The sequence below is a fragment of the Oceanobacillus kapialis genome (assembly GCF_044790185.1).
In the GTDB taxonomy this organism is placed as follows: domain Bacteria; phylum Bacillota; class Bacilli; order Bacillales; family Amphibacillaceae; genus Oceanobacillus_B; species Oceanobacillus_B kapialis.
The window spans coordinates 3,258,161-3,277,444 of the sequence record NZ_CP085256.1 but is presented as its reverse complement, the minus strand read 5'-3'; the positions used below and the strand labels follow the sequence as shown (position 1 = coordinate 3,277,444).

Genomic DNA, 19,284 nt, shown 5'->3' with positions numbered 1-19,284 from the left:
TATCATATTCTAATAGATATTGCCCTAGCTTCCAGCTTAGCAAAATTAAATCTTACTAAGCTGAAAACGTAACACCAGCATTAGTTGTTTGGTTCTTTAATCGCTCTATATAAAAGCCCAATCAAGAAACCAATTATTGCCGGGACAACCCAGCCTAAGCCAATTTCAAAAAAAGGTAGTTTTTCTACATATGGCGTAATCCGATTTAAAGAAAAACCGAACTCGCTTAAGCCGTCATAGAGGCTGACAAGTGCTGTGAATAAGATAGCAAAACGGTATACATAGCGAGATCCTTGAAATGCTTTATTTAAAAACGTTAAAAGGATCAATACAATTGCAATTGGATAAATGAACACTAGAACTGGCACCGAAAAATCTAGAATCGTGTTTAACCCCTGATTGGCAATTATATAACTAGCCATGGTGACAATGAAGATTACCCACTTGTAGGAAAGCATAGTAACCTTGGCAAAAAATTGACCACATGCTACCACTAGTCCGACAGAGGTGGTAAAACAAGCAAGGGTGACTATAATCCCGAGCAAAATAACCCCATATGTCCCCAAAATGGTATCAGCAGCAAAAGATAAGAGATCACCGCCATTTTCAAAAGGACCATAGGAAGCCATTCTAGCACCTATCCAGCCAATTGAACCGTATACTGCAACTAAGCCAACCCCTGTAATAAGGCCTGATTTTAACGTTTCTTTTACAATTGCTTTATTGGTATGGACCCCTCTTTCTCGATAGGCGTTCACAACTATAATACCAAAGGCAAGAGCGGCGATAGCATCCATTGTGAGATACCCTTCTACAAAACCATTAAAAAATGGGTTAGCCCTATAGTTAGGATTAGGACTACCTAATGGTGTTTTTAATAATAAGAAACCGCCCAATATGAGTGCAGTAATCACTAACAATAATAGAGGTGTCAAGTACTTTCCGATCTGATCTACCACTTTTGATGGATTTAAACTAAATAAAAAGACAAGAATAAAAAATATCGTAGTAAAAAGAAATAACGGGAGCTCTCCTGATTGAAATGGTTCTAATGACATTTCATAGCCTACAGTCGCTGCCCGAGGAATGCCGAAGAATGGCCCAATAGCTAAATAAACGACGGATGTAAATAACAATCCAAATAAGGGATGCACTCTGTCTGCAAGTTCTCTTGCATCATTTTTAACAAACGATATAGCGGTAACGGCAAGGAGTGGAAGCCCAACGCCTGTAATAACAAATCCACTGATAGCAGCGAAATAAGAGGTGCCTGATTCCATCCCGAGTATGGGTGGATAGATTAGGTTCCCTGCACCAAAGAATAAAGCAAATAGCATAAATCCAATAACAAAATTACCTTTTTTCATCGTACTAGCTCCTCGGGGAATAATAAAGTGAAACTTCATTTGGTGGGTGTTTCCCTTCTTCCCCCACCAAATGTTAGTTGAACGAATCGGACCTTTACTGGCAGTTAATCCCCACTTAGAATGCTTGATTACTTCACACTTTTTTGAAGTGAGGGTCTTACTGCCAGTTAAGGTGGGATGAATCTTGCATTTCTTGATAGTGCAAAATGTAACGCCGTTTTTCAAAAAAATTTAATCTATATTCTGTATTATCTGACAAGAGAAATTGTTTCATACGAATGAATTGTTTTTCTTTATCGGATGGTGAAAGATTGCTTCTTTTAACAAAACAAATTTAATCGTAACAAGAGGAGAATCGGTATGTCAATGTTGACTTTCCCTCACTTGGTGGCAGGAAGACACCAGTATTGGGCATTGCAGTTACTTTGGGGATGAAGGCGCGTACAAAAAAGTAAGGTGCATTTTTACGATTAAAATTGTTTACTTTCTCCTAATTGACCTATAAAATGACCTTATTAATGTAGAATATAAAGTATTGGGGATAAGCAACTAAGCTTTTTTCAATGCTATCCAATAGGGGGTATGACATGGTTCCGTCACTATTATTTGAAGTTATGCTGATAGGACTTCTTGGAATTGGATCACAGTGGATAGCCTGGCGTTATCGGATGCCGGCTATTGTAGTGATGTCCATCACTGGTCTTCTAGCAGGACCAATCCTTGGTGTACTTAATCCTGAGGAGGACTTCGGCTCTTTATATAGTCCCATTATATCTGTTGCAGTTGCAATTATACTATTTGAAGGTAGTTTAAATCTTAGTTTTAAAGAACTGCGCGGTTTAGGTAAACCAGTTTTTCGAATTTCTACTGTTGGTGCATTTATTGCCTGGATTTTAGGATCGCTGACAGCACATTATGTGGCAGGACTTTCCTGGGCAGTGGCCTTTGTAATTGGAGGGCTATTTATCGTCACAGGCCCCACAGTTATTATGCCGCTACTGCGTCAATCCAAACTTAACCCTCGTCCTGCCAAGATACTTAAGTGGGAAGGGATCATTGTTGATCCGATCGGAGCGCTCTTGGCAGTATTCGCCTTTGAGATTATCTCATTTATTACAGCCGATGACCCTGATGGCACAAAGTTATTCTTGTTCTTCGCAGCTTCCTTGTTTGCTATTTTATTTGGTTGGGCATGCGGACGAGGAATAGGCTGGATGTTTGAAACAGGGCATATTCCCGAGTTCCTTAAATCACCTGCAGTCGTGATTGTTGTCATCCTATGCTTCACAGGAGCAGATGAGATCATGCATGAGACAGGGTTACTTTCCGTTACAGCAATGGGGATTACTCTAGCGAATATGGGGATAAGTTCTATTTCGGATATGCGTCACTTTAAGGAGAATATATCTATCTTACTGATCTCCACAATATTTATTATGTTGACAGCATCCCTGCAGCTGGAAACATTGCTGCAAATTTTTAGTCCAAATATTATTGGTTACGTCATTTTAATGATGTTTATTGTGAGACCTCTGTCGATCTTTCTTTCAACGATTGGCACGAAATTATCCTTTAATGAGAAAGCACTTGTAGGTTGGATTGCACCGAGAGGAATTGTAGCACTTACGGTGTCTGGTTACTTTGCGGAGGTATTGCAGGAAGCTGGTTATGAAGACGCAGGGATATTAACGACCCTCACCTTTGGGCTAGTATTCTTTACCGTTTTGGCCCACGGATTTTCCATCGGCTGGCTTGCAAAGAAATTAAACCTTTCTATGGAAGGAAAGCCTGGTACGTTAATTGTTGGTGCGAACAAATTCACGATGGAACTGGGGAAATCTCTCCAAAAGGCGGGACTACCAGTTATCATTGTCGACTCTTCCTGGGAAAGATTACGCCAAGTTAGAGAAGCAGGTCTTAATTTCTATCATGGCAACATGCTATCAGAGCAGACAGAGTATAATCTTGATACGATACCTTACGAATATTTGCTTGCTGCAACCGATGATCGTGCTTATAATTCACTCATTTGTACGACATTTATGCCGGAGTATGGCAGGACCAATGTCTTTAAAGTGAGTCCATTTGTTGAAGGGAAAAATACCAATGCTGAGATTGTCTCTAAAGTAGGGGGAAGAATTCTCTTTGATAAGCAATTCTCAATGGATGATTTAAATGATAAACTGAACAATCGTTATATTTTCCGTCAAACAACATTAACGGCACAATATAATTATAAACAGTATGTGGCGGATAAAGATCCATCTACTGTGTTCTTATATCTCATCAAGCCATCTGGACAGCTTAAATTTTATTCAGAAGAAATGCGAACTGTTCCTACTGTAGGGGACACAATTGTAAGCTTAACACCACCGAACAAAGAGAAAGCTAAAATACAAGCAAAACTAGAAACAAAACGCAACAATAATGGGAACTAATCATACAAAAAGAGTGGGCGCCAAGTAAATAGGCGCCCACTCTTTTTTATTCTTCAAGTTGTTTACGTAACTGTGCAATTTCCTTTTCTAAGCGGATTAGTTGTTCCTCGGCAGAAGAGACACGTCCGCGTACATATTCCAATTTATCCATGTCACCTTGTATACGGACATAGTCTGACTTCAATTCATCTAATTTAGCTTGCATGGCTCTTTTGTCCATTTGGAATCACCTCTCTTACAAGTGTAGCTGATCATCCTCCGCGATAACAAGAAACTATTTTAAAAAGTCGATTTTTCTTGGAGATAACACTAGATAAGGGAGTCTTCCTTTGAATCTTTTGAATCCTGATAGGTTTTGTAAAAATGCACAATTACCGTTTTGATGACTGCGTAAAATGGAACTGCAAACAGGATGCCGACAAATCCTGCTATACTGCCTGCCGCAAGAATTACCGTAATAACAGTCAATGGATGTAAATCTAATGCTCGGCCCATAACATTTGGAGAAATGAAATTACTCTCAATCTGCTGCGCAACGATCATCACAATAGACACCCAAACAATCATAAGTGGGTCCTGAAAGGCACCTACAATTAGAGCAGGAACAACTGCAATAAAAGGACCAATAAATGGAATAACGTTCATTACCATAGCGAATAGTGCCAGTGTTAGAGAATATTTTAATCCGATTATGAGATAGCCGATAAACAAGAGCACACCAACCGCAAAGCTTACAATTAACTGACCTTGGATAAAAGCTGTTAGTGTATCGTCTATTTTGCCAAGCAGGCTGCGAAGGTTACTCGCTTTTTTTCTAGAGAAAATTTGCGTAACAAATGGTACGAGCCGATCCCCATCCTTTAACATAAAGAAAAGGAAAAATGGTACAAGTACTAAGGCTGCAATGACAGAAATTAACTGCCCAATAAAGCCAAATAAGTAGTTCAACACATTTTCAATATGGGATTGCAAGTTATTTGTAAAGTTGCTAATGGCATTATCAATTTCAGTTGGAATAATCGTTTGATTAGATTGCCAATAAGAAATCATATCTTGGGCCCAGTTCACCATAGCCGGGATATTTTCAGCCAAATTCTTAAACTGATTTTGGGCTATTGGCGCTATGTAGATCCAGACGAGGTAACCAAGTAATAGGATCACAAAAAATACAAGAAAGATCGATACAATACGATTAATGCGAAAACGTTCAAATAAATGCATTAAAGGCTTTGTTAAATAATAAAGAATACCTGCACCGATAATGGGCAGCGCCACAGCCCCCAGGTATTTAATGACAGGGTCAAAAATAAAATTTGTAACCGAAATTAGGAGTATTAATAGAAATACTAATATGAAAAATACTAGAACCTGAAACCAACGTTTATTTACCAAATTTAACCCTACTCTCTCAATCTAATATATCTTTCAGTTTACAGTTTTCTCGGTAAAATAGGAAGTCGTATATAGGTATTATTTTAACCTTTAATTTACTAGGTTAAACAGCCTATTTTATTTGATAGAATAATTGTAAAAAGTGTGCTAGAATTTGAACATCTATACATATGTTGGGGGATAAGTGGATGTATAATTGGGAAAAAAGTTTTCAAAAGTGGCAATCTTTTCAGGAGCTGGATCCTTCCTTGCGTCAAAAGTTAACGACGATGCAAGACGACCCGGCAGCACTGGAAGACGCCTTCTACAAAGAATTAACATTTGGAACAGGTGGTATGAGAGGTGTTCTCGGACCTGGGACAAATCGAATGAATATATATACGGTGCGAAAAGCTGTCAACGGCCTTGCTAATTATCTATTAGAAAACACCGTAAATGTGAAAGATCGCGGTGTTGTAGTTGCCTATGATTCACGCTATATGTCACAGGAATTCGCTGTGGAAACAGCCAAAGTTCTTGGTGCATATGGGATCAAGACCCATGTGTTTGAATCGTTGAGACCAACGCCATTGCTATCGTATGCTGTACGCTATTTTGGCACAGTGGCAGGGGTAATGATAACCGCAAGTCACAATCCACCTGAGTATAACGGTTTTAAAGTTTACAATGAGGATGGTGGGCAAATTACACCATCGCAAGCGGCGCAAATTATTGAGGAAATCCAAAAAACGGAAGATGAATTAAGTGTACCGTTTATGGAGAAAGAGGAAGTGGAGAAAGAAGAACTGTTAGACTGGATTGGCAAGGAAGTGGATAACGCTTATCTAGAACAGTTAAAGCTCATTTCAAAATTGAGCATGGAAGAACAAGAGAAAGAAAAAGATTTAGGTATTGTCTTTACCCCATTGCATGGTGCAGCTAATGACCTTGTCGTAAATGGATTAGGCCAGTTACATTTTAATCAATTGCATGTCGTGGAAAAACAGGCTGTCCCTGACCCGGAATTCTCCACAGTTGATTCACCAAATCCTGAGGAACATCAAGCATTTACAATGGCGATCGAACATGGTAATGAAGTGGATGCAGATATTCTTCTTGGAACAGATCCAGATGGAGACCGCTTAGGGGTGGCTGCCAAGAACAGTGCAGGGGAATACCAAGTCTTGACAGGTAATCAGCTAGGAGCCCTTCTTCTTGATTATCTTTTATCCCATAGTAGTCAAGCTGTTTTAAAGAGTGGCCGTATGCTCAAAACAGTTGTTACATCAGAGCTTGGTAGAGCCATTGCAGATGCCTATCATGTAAAAACCATCAATACGCTGACTGGTTTTAAATACATTGGGGAAAAAATCCATGAATTTGATGCAACAGGTGAAACCTTTATTTTTGGCTATGAAGAAAGCTATGGATATTTAATTAGCAGCATATGTCGTGATAAAGATGCTGTACAGGCGGCAGTGATGGCTAGTGAAATGGCTCATTATTGGAAACAGCGAGGGAAAACATTGCTGGAAGCCTTGGAGGGTCTTTATGAACAACACGGGTATTTTCTTGAAGGCATGTCTTCTTTAACGTTGAAAGGAAAAGCAGGCACAGAGAAAATTGCTTCTATTATGGAAGCCTTTCGTAGTGAGCCGTTAGAAAGTATCGCAACCTATCGAGTAGAAAAAGTAGAAGATTACTTAACGAGTGAACGGAAAATCCTTGGCGAATCAGAAGAAAAGACGGAAACAATTGAGCTTCCGAAAGAGAATATGCTTAAATTTATTCTGCCGAATGATAGTTGGGTAACACTCAGACCATCCGGAACAGAACCAAAAATTAAATGCTATTATGGTGTCTGCACGGATTCCAAGGAAGAAAGTAAGCGCAAATTAGCTGTTTTGAAGGAAACCATGGACCAAAAAATTGCTGCCATTTTAAATTAAATAGAGGTTTAATCGGAATAAAGCACTTATACAAGGGGCAACCTATGGTAAATAAAAATAACTACATGGTAGGGTACGCTTTATCCTGCTAACTGCCAGTAAAGGTCCGATTCGTTCAACTTACAGGTAGGTGGGGAGAGAGGGACCCACCAAATGAAGTTTCACTTTATATTGACTTTTGAGCCATAAAACGGTTTAATAAAGAAAGTAATATTCCTAAAGGGGAGTAGCTGTACAATTTAAGTCGTCATTACGAGAAGTATATTCTCCGGCTTATTTTGGCAACGGACGTTGTTTGCGAGACCTTTACCACTAACAGGTAAAGGTCTTTTTGTGGTCTGCCTGTTAGGAGGATCATAAAAAAGGAGAGAAAAAACATGCCAGTAGATTTATTATTGGAGTATTTATGGGTACTTGTTGTTCTAATTGGCTTGGAAGGCTTGTTGGCTGCTGATAATGCATTGGTACTTGCGATTATGGTGAAACATCTTCCAGAAGAACAGCGCAAAAAGGCTTTATTCTATGGTTTAGCAGGAGCATTCATCCTCAGATTCGGTTCACTATTCGTTATTTCATTTCTGGTTGATGTTTGGCAGGTACAAGCTGCGGGTGCGATATACCTATTGTTTATGTCAATCAAACATTTGTATGACAAGCTGAAACCAGTACGAGAGGTGCAAGAACAAGAAGAATCCGAAAAGGCCAAAGGCAGTGGCTTCTGGATGACCGTTCTTAAAGTGGAATTTGCTGACTTAGCATTCGCAGTCGATTCTATTTTGGCAGCTGTGGCCTTGGCGGTAGCACTTCCACCAACAAACCTTGGCACAATAGGAAGCTTAGATAGTGGGCAATTTCTAGTTATATTTGCAGGTGGAATGATTGGGCTTATCATCATGCGTTTTGCTGCCAACATTTTTGTTGATTTACTTAACAAACGCCCAGGTCTGGAAATCGCTGCGTTTGTTATTGTTGGATGGGTTGGTGTAAAGTTAGCACTTATTGTACTCGCCCATGAAGATATTGCATGGATACCACATGATTTTCCACACTCTACATTATGGAAAGCAATCTTCTATACCGTTCTAGTTGGAATTGCGTTGGTAGGTTGGTTTGTTTCCGGACGTACGGTGAAGAAAGTGAAGGACAATACGCCTAACTAGTGGCGAGAGCAATCATCTTTATAAGATGATTGCTCTTTTCTTTTATTCGATGTATAAACGATTAAACTGTATTAACTGACTTTCTCAATTTGCAAATAATACTGGTCTGGCAAGGTATCAGATTTTAAAACCTTTTCCATATAACTCTCGGCAGCCTTGTAATTTGAAAATGTAATGAGTTTGTCGTTCTCTGCGAGGTATGCGCGAATTCGATTTCTTCCTATTACCATCACTTTGAACATTGTATCCCTCCTGATTAGTCCTTTATAAAAAGGTAAGACTTTCAGTCAGACGCCGATGAATATTTATATATCTCTCTTCTGGTTAAAAGTGTGAAAAACTCCCTTGTTAGAGTAGTTTTTCTTAAATTTGGGGATATTAAAATTCTATTAGCAGCGAATCTACTTAAAAGTTTGCTTCTCTCTATCGGTAATAAAAAAGCCGAAAAGGAAGCATCCCTTTTCGGCTTATATCTTGGCTCTATTGTCCAGACATTCCCACCATTATTTAATTGTTGTATTTAATACTAATACGACATAGCCTGCATCATGGGAGAAGTCCCAATCTACAAAGACGTCATCTATTTGTAATCCGAGTAAATCTTCTAGATGTGGTATATCAATTAAGCTTTTTTCAAGCTTTCTTTTTGCTAAGCGAAGCTGCTCCTCGAAACCAGTACGTATGAGCTCTTGCTCAATTTGTACAAAGATTTTTTCCCGTTTTGAGACAATTGTGCGTGCATTAAGTTTGTAGGAGTGAAGATTCTCAGGCGATTTCTGTGCCTTTTCGGTGAATCTGATAATCTCCTCGTTTACACTGTCTTTTTCAGGGTAGTTCTCAAGTATATTTACATCTTCTGATCCACTAGGTGTAAATTCTGCAAAGATTATACCGGTCTTTTTTTCTAATGACCAATCGTAATAGACCTGATTCACTTGCTCATTTGTTTCTGCCGCAATAATGCCTTTAATCTCAGGGATGAGTTTCTTCATTAAGGCATCCCTTGTTTCCTGCACACGCAATGGATGTCCTTGCTCTAATAAAACTTGCTCCATTGGTGCTAAGAAATCTTTTAAATACATCGTGATATACGGTTTGCCGATACTAACATAGATCGAACCAGGTCCTTTACCGAAATTATCACGAAGCAGTTTGCCAGTCGTGCTGGCTAAAGTGGTCTCTAACGTCTTTTCCATTCTTTCCATCCTTCTTTATAGAGGAAGGCACATTATGTTGCTTTCCCTATTTTTTAGTATAACATTACCACCATTCTTATGCCAACAAACCTCTTATGTAAAGGTTGTGTAAATTCCATGTCATATAATACGTATTTATGATAAATTTAAATCATCTAACCGCTATTTTTAGGAGGTCTATATGTCAAAACAAAACAGACTATTGGAAATATTGCAATCATCACTAAAGCTTGGTCTTACGTCATTTGGAGGACCTGTAGCACATTTAGCATATTTTAAAGAAGAATACATAGATAGACGAAAATGGTTAAATGAGAAACTATATGCCGATATTATCGCCTTATGTCAATTCCTGCCTGGTCCTGCAAGTAGTCAGGTCGGGATTGCAATTGGAATGATGCGTGGTGGATTGTTAGGTGGCCTCATCTCATGGCTAGGTTTCACACTTCCCTCCGTTATTATTCTTGTGTTATTTGCGCTATTTTATCAAAATTTCCAGTTGGGAGAAACGACTTGGATCGCAAGTTTAAAGGTCGTAGCGGTAGCTGTGGTTGCTCACGCCGTACTAGGGCTCGGGAAAAAGCTGGCTCCAGACAGGCCAAGAATGGCAATAGCCCTTGCTGCTGCACTTGTTATGTTACTTTTCCCATCAGCTTGGGTACAGATTGGCATTATTTTAGTTGCAGCTTTAATCGGTTATGTATGGTTTAGGAAAGGACAACAGCCTTCGCTTACCACTTTTTCTGTCTCCATCACAAAGAAGCAAGGTATCTTTTCGTTATTGATTTTAGCTTGTCTACTCGCTGGCCTTCCACTTCTAGCCCAAGCGGTATCCAATACATACATTCAAATTGCTGATACGTTTTTCCGTGTTGGTTCTATTGTATTTGGTGGTGGGCATGTCGTATTGCCGTTATTGGAACAGGAGATTGTTCCGACTGGGTTCCTAACAAGCAGTGAATTTCTTGCGGGATATGGAATGGCACAGGCTGTACCAGGGCCGTTATTTACGTTTTCTTCTTATGTTGGCACCATGATGGAAGGAGTCCTTGGTGCACTTGTTGCTACCATTGCAATCTTCTTACCATCCTTTTTACTGATAATAGGCGCCTTACCCTTCCTGAGTGAGCTAAGAAAAAAGACGGCTTTTCAAGGGATATTAGTCGGTGTGAATGCTAGTGTTGTTGGTATTTTACTTGCAGCCTTGTACGATCCTGTGTTCACGAGTGCCATTATAAGTAGTGCGCATTTTGCCTTGGCTGCCGTTTTATTTGCACTCATGCAATTTTGGAAAATACCTGCTTGGGCTATTGTATTAATTGGTGTCATAGGTGGAGAGATTCTATTTCGCTTTATCTAAGCATATTATTCACCCGTCTTTATAATGGTTTGGTAGTATGGGGGTTGAGGTGATCATATGGCAACACATCTTTTTCAATTAAAAGCGGATTGGCCTGGAGGAAGGAATAGTGAAGGAACTATCGAGGCAGGTAATTTAAAAACAAAAATTTCTATCCCGAAGGAAATGGATGGGCCGGGTATTGGTACGAATCCTGATGAGATGCTCTTAGGTGCAGCAGCCACCTGCTATCTTATAACGCTCGCTGCTATGATCGAACGGTCGGATCTTCCGCTGAAGCATATGGAGTTGGAATCGGAAGGGCACGTGGATGTGTCCAACGGTGTTATCACGTACAAAAAAATTGTACATAAACCAACTGTATTCTTGGACCCGACAGCTACGGATAGAGAGCTTGAAAAGCTAAAGAAACTTGTTAACAAAGCAGAAGAAAGCTGCATGATCTCCCGTGCTATAAAGGGAAATGTAGCTGTTGAATTAGAACCCACATTAGGATAACACTGTGCATCTTGCGCAGTGTTTTTTCTTACGTCGGAAACCTTTCGTTAAACTCGGAATTAATTCCTTGACACTTTGTAGGGAAGCATTGTATCTTATTAAAGTCATACTAATTTTATCGGAATTATATATATTATAACGTACGATAGGTGGCCAATTTGCATAGACTGGTTTAGGTAGAAACCTAATTACCCTCATCTTGTGGTTGGGGATAATCTTAAACTAGGATGCAGACACTAAATTAAGAAGAAAAAGGGAGGTCAAACAATGGATATTTTTTATATTGTTTTAAACATTGTCGTCTTATTAGCAATTATTGGGTTACTTATTTGGATGCAGAAAAAGCATTTCTCCTTCACAAAACGTGTATTTACCGGTTTGGGACTGGGAATAGTGCTTGGAGCTGTATTGCAATTAATTTATGGCGCTGGATCTGAGGTGCTAACAGAAACAACGTCTTGGTACGGTATTGTAGGTAGCGGGTATGTTCGCCTACTTATGATGATTGTTGTGCCGCTTGTAATGGTATCAATCATTCAATCCATTATTAATTTAGAAAAAACGGCAGAGCTTGGTAAGATGTCTGCCTGGATTATTGGAACATTAATTTCTTTAACGATGGTTGCGGCACTAGTCGGAATTTTAACTGCAACGGTATTTGATCTTAGCGCAGAGCAAATCGAAGCAGGTCAGGCAGAGGACGAAAGAGGATCTATGCTGGAAGATAGACTTGGCGAAGTGGAAGCACAGTCTACACCGGATAAAATTCTTAATTTCATTCCTTCTAATATTTTCCTTGATATGACCGGAGAACGATCTACTTCTGTCATTGCAGTGGTAATTTTCTCGCTTATCGTTGGGATTGCTGTGCTTGGAGTTAGAAGAAAGAATCCGGAACAAGCTGAAATGTTCACCAAAATTGTAAACTCATTTTACGCGGTTGTTATGCGTATTGTAACGTTGATTTTACGTCTGACTCCATTCGGTATTCTTGCTTTAATGGCCAATACAGTGGCAAGTACAGACTTTGCTGGTATTGTAGAGTTAGGTAAATTTGTAATTGCATCTTATGTTGCATTGTTTGTGATGTTTATCATTCATCTTGTACTAGTTGGTGTGTTTGGATTAAACCCAATGGTTTATTTGCGAAAAGCGATTCCAGTATTAGGATTTGCCTTCACATCTCGTTCAAGTGCAGGTACGATTCCATTGAATATTCAGGCACAACGTAATTCACTTGGTGTAAACCAAGGGGTAGCAAACATGTCTGCATCATTTGGGGCCACAATGGGGCAAAATGGCTGTGCTGGGGTATATCCGGCTATGCTTGCTGTCATGATTGCACCAACTGTAGGTATTGATCCACTAGACCCGATGTTTATTCTACAGCTCGTTCTAATCATTGGGATTAGTTCCTTTGGTATCGCTGGAGTCGGTGGTGGCGCAACCTTTGCAGCTTTAATTGTACTTTCTTCCATGAACATGCCTGTTGCTCTTGCTGGACTGTTAATTTCGGTAGAAGCCTTGATTGACATGGGCCGTACAGCACTTAATGTAAATGGTGCAATGGTTTCTGGTACCATTACCTCACGGATTATGAAAAACCTTAACTTAAAAACGTATAATGATAAAACAGCAATTGAAGAAAACACTTCATTGTAGAATGATGTAGTATAAAAATGCGGCTCTCGAAGAGCCGCATTTTTCTTTTGGAAAAGGTCATGTTATTAATGTAAGAATGTTTATGACCGGTTGTTTTTGCTTGGACTGGTGATAGTCAGCAAAGGGACATCCAAGCTCTTTCACTCTGTCTGGAACGTTTTTAATCGTAAATTGTTCTGGCGATAACCCTTCTTTGACTTCTTCCCAAAAAAGCGGTGTTGCGACAGTACCTTCGGGTGTTTTACGAGGCGAGTATGGTGCGATAATCGTTTTATCCTTTCCGTGCTGTACATAGTCAATGTAGAGGCGGTCCCCACGGTTTTTCTTCATTCTTTCGGTAGTAAAGCGTGTTGGTTGAGCTTTTTCAATTGTCCATGCCATTGCTTGCGTAAACAGTGCTGTTTGTTCATAGGTCATGCTTCTCTCTGGAAGCGGAATATAAATTTGCAGACCTTTGTTTCCGGATGTTTTTACATAAGAAATCAGCTGGAGTTCATCAAGCAATTCCTTCAGTAAGCTGGCTGCTTCAATAGCCAAAGGAAAGCTTTGTCGATCTGGCGGGTCCAAGTCAAAGACAATCTCAGCAGGGAATTCAGTATCTCGTTTTTGAAAAGGTACATGGAATTCAACAGTGCCGTGATTTGCGTACCACATGAGAGAGTTTAAATCTTCACAGGGTAAAAGAAATTCATCGTCACTAGCTGGAATTCTTTCTATAAAGTCGGGAGCATAGTCTGGCAAATGCTTCTGAAAGAAAAAGTCTTCCTCAACGCCGGCTGGTGAGCGAATGATAGTTAAAGCACGCTCCTGGAAAAAAGGGAGCATATATGGGGAAATTTCCCGTGCATAGATTAGTAAATCTCCCTTTGTATAGCTAGGTTTTGGCCAAAATATTTTTTCTATATTTGTCAGATCAACCGTTTTAGGAAGCATCGCCATATCTAATGCCAATCTATTTCTTGTCATATTAGCAGGTTGCTCCTCGGGAAGAAGGGAGGCGAATGCGGGCTCCCGAAGTTCATTTTTATATAGATCCAAGCTATTGATTTCTGCACAAATTGCAGGAGGAAGGTGGTATTGTGTCCCGCTTTTCTCCCCATTTGCAAGGAAAACTTCCTTTAAGGTTTGGAAGTCTGATGCAGAAAGCCCATGTGCACATTTTCCGATCTCTATTACGTGTTCCTTTTCATAAATGCTTACGGCAAAATAGTTATTGTGTGGATCATAGGAAGTAAGGAACCCATGAAGATGACGCCAGTTTTTAATTTTGTACCAGTCTCGATGTGCTTTCCCGGCTTGATAGGCACTGTTTTTCCTTTTGGCAATGATTCCTTCCCCTTTATGGGTAAAAAGTATATTCCATAGTTTTTGATGGTCAGAATGTGCTGGAATATGGGAGAGAATGTTGTCACTCAAGATCTGCTTGAAAACAGCCTTTAGCATTTCTTTTCGTTTAAGTAGTGGATCCTTTTGTGTAGGTTGACCTTGCAGGGTTAGTACATCAAAAGCGAGAAAGCTTGCTGGACGCCGTTTTGCAGCCTGCTTAATTTTGGTAGAATCCTTTAACCTCCCACGATGTTGAAGCAAAGCAAAATTTGCTTGGTAGGCTGTATTTAATACGACAAGCTCTCCATCTAGTGTAAGAGGAAGAAAATTGGCGACAGATGGACTTTGCTGCAGACAGAATTCAACAACCTCGGGGAAACTGTCTGACAAGTTTTTCGCATTTTTGCTTGTTAGTCGGATGGTGTCCTTCTCCCAGTGCAAGACACAGCGAAATCCATCATACTTTACTTCATATAACCAATCTTCTCCTGTAGGAATTTCTGAACTCGCTATCGGCTTCATCACCTTCATTACCCCAACCCCTTTTAAAAAATACCTTCCTCTTAGCATGGATTCTCTTTTAAAAAACATACAGTTTGGATAAAAGTCTGGAACATCTGACAAACTAAGAAAAGAAGCCTGGGACGCTCGTTTAAAGAAAGGTCGACTAAGAACCCCCCGGCCTGGGGCAACGGCGACATCACCCGGATCCACCGGGTCTACGAACAGCGGAGGGATGTCTCGGCTAGTCTCAGGGCGTTGTAGCTGGACGTGGCTGTTGTTGTCAAACAACATACAGCCAATTTTTAATACTTCTAAAAGGAGGAATTCGGATGCACACAATGTGGAAGGGTACAATCAGCTTTGGTCTGGTAAATATTCCGGTTAAGATGCATGCTGCAACAGAGAACAAGGATGTCAAACTTCGACAGCTGCACAAAGAGTGTCAAACACCGATTAAATATGAAAAAGTTTGTCCGGTATGTGACAAGCCAATCGAGCAAGAGGAAATCGTAAAGGCTTATGAGTATGCAAAGAATAAATTTGTCGTCTTGGATGAAGAAGATCTTTCAGCACTGCAAAAAGAGCAGGAAGACAAGGCAGTGGAAATTGTGGATTTCGTCAAACTGGAAGAAATTGATCCGATTTATTTTGAGAAAAGCTATTATTTATCGCCAAATGAAGGGGGATCCAAAGCATACAGTCTTTTGAGGAGTGCTTTGGTAGATACAGGTAAGATTGGGATAGCTAAAATGATCATTCGTTCTAAGGAACAACTTGCCGTCATACGGGTATATCAAAATACGCTGGTCGCAGAAACGATACACTATCCAGATGAAGTAAGAAATGTAGCGGACGTGCCAAATGTTCCGGAAGCGGCAGCAAGTTCAGAAAAAGAAGTGGATACCGCGAAAATGCTAATTGAGCAACTAACCACCACCTTTGAACCAGAAAAATATACAGATGACTACAGAACAGCATTGTTAGAACTCATCGAACAGAAGAAAAACAACGAGGAAACAACTACTCCAATTGTTACAGGGGAAGGTAAGCAGCCTGCTAGGGATGGTGCAACGAACCTTATGGACGCTCTGCAGGCATCACTAGACCGCGCAAAACAAGAGAAGCCAAAACCAAAGCAACCTACAAAAAAAGTGAAAGTTACAACCAAAAAGAAAACCGCTACTTAGGGAATAGTAAAATTTGAAAAACCTCCATTGTTGGGGGTTTTTTAAAGTAGCTTCTCACAAATGTGAAATCGCGCCGCCCCCGTGAGAGGACGCTCAGCAACACAGGGAAGTCGCGCCACCCCCGTGAGAGGACGCGCAGCAACACTGTAAAGTCGCGCCGCCCCCCAGAGAACTAGCGCACCAGCACAGACGATCAAACAACAAGCTCCCAAATTAAACCAAGATCTTTACATTTTGAATGCTTTTTTGCAAATCATTTACACTCCTTTAACATCTACATAAAAACATCAGTTAACCTATATAATTTTTTTGAAAAAGAGGTAAAGTAGTATATGCACCTTCATTTTTACAATAAAAGGATGAGAACTATGGAAAGAAATGCTTTTTTTGATAATGCGAAGGTAGTGTTAATCTTCTTCGTAGTATTTGGTCATATGATCCAACCGTTCGTGGATGGATCAAGAGAAATAAGCACGTTATATATGTGGATATACACCTTTCATATGCCTGCCTTTATCCTAATGGCTGGTTTCTTTGCAAAAGGTGCAGGTAACTTCCGTTATATTATAAACTTAGTCAAAAAGCTGATCGTACCATATCTTATTTTTCAGGTATTGTATTCCGGCTATTATTTTCTTATTGGAAAATCAGGATGGCAGACAGATTTATTTAGTCCTCACTGGGCTCTATGGTTCTTGTTTAGTCTATTCAGTTGGCATCTTCTCCTATATTGGTTCAAGAAAATGCCTGCTTTATTAAGTATTGCGATTGCTGTGCAAATTGGTTTGATTATTGGCTACTTTGGGGAGATTGGTCATACATTTAGCCTTTCAAGAACGTTTGTATTCTTCCCGTTCTTTTTAATTGGTTATTTCCTAACCGAAAAGCAGATAATGCTTGTGAAACATAAAAGTGTTAAAATTGCTTCGCTTGTCGTCATGACTGCTGTATTTGCGGGAATTTATATAATGCCAGAGTTTAATTCAGGTTGGCTTCTTGCATCGAAGTCATATGGTGATCTAGGAATGGCCGAATTTGGTGGTCTTGCTCGCTTGCTCGTTTACCTGACAGCAGCTGTGATGGTAGTAAGCGTGCTAGCTTGGATTCCAAAAGCACAGTATAACTGGACAAAATTAGGTGCACGAACCCTTTATGTATACTTGTTACACGGGTTTTTCATCCAGTATTTCAGACAGGCAGACGTCTTTCAGGTAAATGGACTCTATGATTTTCTTGGGTTAGCGGCATTATCTCTTGGCCTTGTATTTCTACTATCAAGCAGACCAGTACTTGGAGTATGGCAGCCTGTCATAGAAGGAAAAGCTTCCATTTTGAAACGGCGTATTAAAACAGAAACCTCTTCTTAGAAGGGAAGAAGGTACCCACAGAGTTCCTTAATGTTTGTGAAAGATGCCATTTAGTAGGCAAATGAGTGAAACAAATCCATCTCTAAAACGTATATATAACATACCCCCTTTTTTATATAAAAACAGACGGCCTAAATAGTTAGGCCGTCTGTTTTGCTGTTGATTACCTTAGAAAATAAGGTGTGCCACTAATACAATGACAGGCAGTGTGATAATTGTACGTAATAGGAAAATCACGACAAGGTCTTTAAACGACACTGGTACCCTTGACCCTAATAATAATCCCCCGACTTCGGACATATAAATTAACTGGGTTACAGATAATGTGGCGATAATAAATCTGGTAATTTCCTCTTCGATGGAGGAGGCAAGTATTGCTGGTAAGAACATGTCAGCAAAACCAATCAGTATCGTTTCCGACGCTGCTGCGGCAGATGGTACTTGCATCCATTCTAATAGTGGAATAAATGGAACTCCGAGCCATTGGAAGACAGGAGTATTTTCTGCAATAATTAAGGCAATTAAACCAAATGCCATTACAACAGGAGCGACACCCATCCACATATCAAGTATATTTTGTCCGCCTTCTTTCATGAATCGATAAAAGCTGGTTTCCTTTCGACTTCTATCAATTGCTTTTTTATAGCCGTAGGTAATCACATTATAGCCCTCTGGAATATCTTCATTATTTCCATCACCAGAAGAATGGATGTAACTATCGGCTTTCCTGGAGAGTGGTGGAATTCGTGGCATAATTAAGGCAGCTACAAACCCGGCAAGTAGTACAGTTAAATAAAAAGGGACGAACATATGTTGAAGTCCTACTTGTTTAATAATGACAAGAGAAAAGGTGATCGACACAACGGAAAAGGTCGTACCAATAACGGCAGCCTCACGTTTTGTGTAATTCCCTTCATCATATTGTTTACTTGTCAGCAGGATACCGATTGTTCCATCACCAATCCATGAAGCGAGTGAGTCAATGGAGGCTCTTCCTGGTAAACGGAATAATGGTCGCATAATCTTGGTCATAAACGTACCGATAAATTCAAGTAAGCCAAAGTTCATTAACAGTGGAAGAAATAACCCGGCAAACAAGAAGACCGCAAATAGAACGTGAAGCAAGTCACCAAGAAGCATTTTTCCTGTGTTTGCGCCATAAACGAATTCAGGTCCTAGTTCGAAAAAGACCATTACAGCAAAAATGGCTGCAACCACACGAGTAATCGTCCAGAAAAGACTTACATAAAAAAGCTGTTGAAAGAAGGGTGTTTTTTGTAATGCTTCTTTCCCAACAATTTTAGCCAAGAGCGTAAATACGGCTGTCAACACAATAATAACCATCATGATAGCGGAAAGCCGACCGGCAAGAGCTTCTTGAACCATTCCTGCTAAAAGTGCAATTGGAATGGTGATTCCCTCATCTGTAGAAAGAGGGAACATGAATAAGAATACCCCGATTAAGGAAGGAATAATAAATTTAATATGATCACTTGTTTTATAATGATCCTTTCTCATATACATACCACCTAGGAAACATAATTTTATTGAGTAAAACTGCTAAAATGCATCATGTAAATCGTTTAGTATTACGATCATTTTATGTTCAAATAGAATGCCATATACGATTAAATATGGAGAAAAATATAGACAAACATTTACACGAAAAACATCCTTTTGTATTATAAGCTACTTCGTGATTTTCGACAAATATTTATGCATGATTATGTTTTTTTATACCACCCCTATGCCGGAAAGTAAGTTGCTAAATGATAATCATTTATTTCCTTTTTCGATCGTGTCTAAAACCTGTTTTGCGTTAGGTGATTTACGGGTAAGGATAATCGAGGTGTTAACGTTGAAAAACAGAAGAAATTATAATCTTTTTTATCGTTGTAG

15 protein-coding genes are annotated in these 19,284 nt (G+C 39.7%); 8 read left to right on the top strand and 7 right to left on the bottom strand.

Annotated features, from left to right (window positions below; translation table 11 throughout):
• Positions 1-80: 80 nt before the first annotated feature.
• Positions 81-1,367, bottom strand: coding sequence for a branched-chain amino acid transport system II carrier protein (gene brnQ, locus LG273_RS17000; protein ID WP_379562064.1), 1,287 nt, complete (start codon positions 1,365-1,367; stop codon positions 81-83).
• Positions 1,368-1,954: 587 nt separating this feature from the next.
• Between brnQ and LG273_RS16995 the strand changes: the two genes are divergently transcribed.
• Positions 1,955-3,805, top strand: a complete 1,851-nt coding sequence (locus LG273_RS16995) for a cation:proton antiporter (RefSeq protein WP_379562065.1) — start codon at positions 1,955-1,957, stop codon at positions 3,803-3,805.
• A gap of 46 nt (positions 3,806-3,851) precedes the next feature.
• Here LG273_RS16995 and LG273_RS16990 read toward each other — a convergent pair whose 3' ends face one another.
• On the bottom strand, positions 3,852-4,025 hold the full coding sequence (locus LG273_RS16990) for an SE1832 family protein (RefSeq protein WP_379562066.1): 174 nt from the start codon (positions 4,023-4,025) through the stop codon (positions 3,852-3,854).
• 89 nt (positions 4,026-4,114) lie between these two features.
• On the bottom strand, positions 4,115-5,197 hold the full coding sequence (locus LG273_RS16985; RefSeq protein ID WP_404455878.1) for an AI-2E family transporter: 1,083 nt from the start codon (positions 5,195-5,197) through the stop codon (positions 4,115-4,117).
• 188 nt (positions 5,198-5,385) lie between these two features.
• On the opposite strand from LG273_RS16985, the gene LG273_RS16980 reads away from it, so the two are divergent.
• Together LG273_RS16980 and LG273_RS16975 are read left to right on the top strand one after the other, a co-directional pair.
• Positions 5,386-7,125 carry a phospho-sugar mutase gene (locus LG273_RS16980; protein WP_404455875.1) on the top strand — a complete coding sequence of 580 codons (1,740 nt, stop codon included), beginning with the start codon at positions 5,386-5,388 and terminating at the stop codon, positions 7,123-7,125.
• 377 nt (positions 7,126-7,502) lie between these two features.
• The gene (locus tag LG273_RS16975; RefSeq protein WP_404455872.1) at positions 7,503-8,285 is read left to right on the top strand and encodes a TerC family protein; all 783 of its coding nucleotides are present in this window, start codon (positions 7,503-7,505) and stop codon (positions 8,283-8,285) included.
• 71 nt (positions 8,286-8,356) lie between these two features.
• Here the strand turns inward: LG273_RS16975 and LG273_RS16970 are convergent, their stop codons facing one another.
• The gene (locus LG273_RS16970) at positions 8,357-8,527 is read right to left on the bottom strand and encodes a hypothetical protein (RefSeq protein WP_379562070.1); all 171 of its coding nucleotides are present in this window, start codon (positions 8,525-8,527) and stop codon (positions 8,357-8,359) included.
• 261 nt (positions 8,528-8,788) lie between these two features.
• Positions 8,789-9,481, bottom strand: a complete 693-nt coding sequence (locus LG273_RS16965) for a DUF2294 domain-containing protein (RefSeq protein ID WP_404455869.1) — start codon at positions 9,479-9,481, stop codon at positions 8,789-8,791.
• A gap of 181 nt (positions 9,482-9,662) precedes the next feature.
• Here LG273_RS16965 and chrA point away from each other — a divergent pair, with 181 nt between their 5' ends.
• The 3 genes from chrA (at position 9,663) to LG273_RS16950 (ending at position 13,001) form a co-directional block, all read left to right on the top strand.
• On the top strand, positions 9,663-10,841 hold the full coding sequence (chrA, locus tag LG273_RS16960) for a chromate efflux transporter (protein ID WP_404455866.1): 1,179 nt from the start codon (positions 9,663-9,665) through the stop codon (positions 10,839-10,841).
• A 57-nt stretch (positions 10,842-10,898) separates the two neighbouring features.
• A complete protein-coding gene (locus LG273_RS16955) occupies positions 10,899-11,339 on the top strand; it encodes an OsmC family protein (protein WP_404455863.1) in 441 nt (146 codons plus the stop codon).
• A gap of 267 nt (positions 11,340-11,606) precedes the next feature.
• Positions 11,607-13,001, top strand: coding sequence for an L-cystine transporter (locus tag LG273_RS16950; RefSeq protein WP_379562074.1), 1,395 nt, complete (start codon positions 11,607-11,609; stop codon positions 12,999-13,001).
• A gap of 57 nt (positions 13,002-13,058) precedes the next feature.
• Here LG273_RS16950 and LG273_RS16945 read toward each other — a convergent pair whose 3' ends face one another.
• The gene (locus LG273_RS16945; RefSeq protein ID WP_404455859.1) at positions 13,059-14,858 is read right to left on the bottom strand and encodes a DNA ligase D; all 1,800 of its coding nucleotides are present in this window, start codon (positions 14,856-14,858) and stop codon (positions 13,059-13,061) included.
• Positions 14,859-15,160: 302 nt separating this feature from the next.
• Here LG273_RS16945 and LG273_RS16940 point away from each other — a divergent pair, with 302 nt between their 5' ends.
• Both LG273_RS16940 and LG273_RS16935 read left to right on the top strand, forming a co-directional pair.
• Entirely contained in the window at positions 15,161-16,018 is an 858-nt protein-coding gene (locus LG273_RS16940; RefSeq protein ID WP_404455856.1) for a Ku protein, read from the top strand.
• A gap of 368 nt (positions 16,019-16,386) precedes the next feature.
• Positions 16,387-17,385, top strand: a complete 999-nt coding sequence (locus tag LG273_RS16935) for an acyltransferase family protein (protein WP_404455853.1) — start codon at positions 16,387-16,389, stop codon at positions 17,383-17,385.
• 168 nt (positions 17,386-17,553) lie between these two features.
• Here the strand turns inward: LG273_RS16935 and LG273_RS16930 are convergent, their stop codons facing one another.
• Entirely contained in the window at positions 17,554-18,903 is a 1,350-nt protein-coding gene (locus tag LG273_RS16930) for a YjiH family protein (protein ID WP_379562078.1), read from the bottom strand.
• Between the last annotated feature and the right edge of the window lie 381 nt (positions 18,904-19,284).

What these genes read in the sequence shown, in the direction of transcription:
- LG273_RS16935 (WP_404455853.1), top strand. Translation starts at nt 16,387, where the DNA reads ATGGAAAGAAATGCTTTTTTTGATAATGCGAAGGTAGTGTTAATCTTC.
- LG273_RS16995 (WP_379562065.1), top strand. Translation starts at nt 1,955, where the DNA reads ATGGTTCCGTCACTATTATTTGAAGTTATGCTGATAGGACTTCTTGGA.
- brnQ (WP_379562064.1), bottom strand. Translation starts at nt 1,367, where the DNA reads ATGAAAAAAGGTAATTTTGTTATTGGATTTATGCTATTTGCTTTATTC.
- LG273_RS16930 (WP_379562078.1), bottom strand. Translation starts at nt 18,903, where the DNA reads ATGAGAAAGGATCATTATAAAACAAGTGATCATATTAAATTTATTATT.
- LG273_RS16940 (WP_404455856.1), top strand. Translation starts at nt 15,161, where the DNA reads ATGCACACAATGTGGAAGGGTACAATCAGCTTTGGTCTGGTAAATATT.
- LG273_RS16945 (WP_404455859.1), bottom strand. Translation starts at nt 14,858, where the DNA reads ATGAAGGTGATGAAGCCGATAGCGAGTTCAGAAATTCCTACAGGAGAA.
- LG273_RS16970 (WP_379562070.1), bottom strand. Translation starts at nt 8,527, where the DNA reads ATGTTCAAAGTGATGGTAATAGGAAGAAATCGAATTCGCGCATACCTC.
- LG273_RS16975 (WP_404455872.1), top strand. Translation starts at nt 7,503, where the DNA reads ATGCCAGTAGATTTATTATTGGAGTATTTATGGGTACTTGTTGTTCTA.
- LG273_RS16965 (WP_404455869.1), bottom strand. Translation starts at nt 9,481, where the DNA reads ATGGAAAAGACGTTAGAGACCACTTTAGCCAGCACGACTGGCAAACTG.
- LG273_RS16990 (WP_379562066.1), bottom strand. Translation starts at nt 4,025, where the DNA reads ATGGACAAAAGAGCCATGCAAGCTAAATTAGATGAATTGAAGTCAGAC.
- LG273_RS16950 (WP_379562074.1), top strand. Translation starts at nt 11,607, where the DNA reads ATGGATATTTTTTATATTGTTTTAAACATTGTCGTCTTATTAGCAATT.
- chrA (WP_404455866.1), top strand. Translation starts at nt 9,663, where the DNA reads ATGTCAAAACAAAACAGACTATTGGAAATATTGCAATCATCACTAAAG.
- LG273_RS16980 (WP_404455875.1), top strand. Translation starts at nt 5,386, where the DNA reads ATGTATAATTGGGAAAAAAGTTTTCAAAAGTGGCAATCTTTTCAGGAG.
- LG273_RS16955 (WP_404455863.1), top strand. Translation starts at nt 10,899, where the DNA reads ATGGCAACACATCTTTTTCAATTAAAAGCGGATTGGCCTGGAGGAAGG.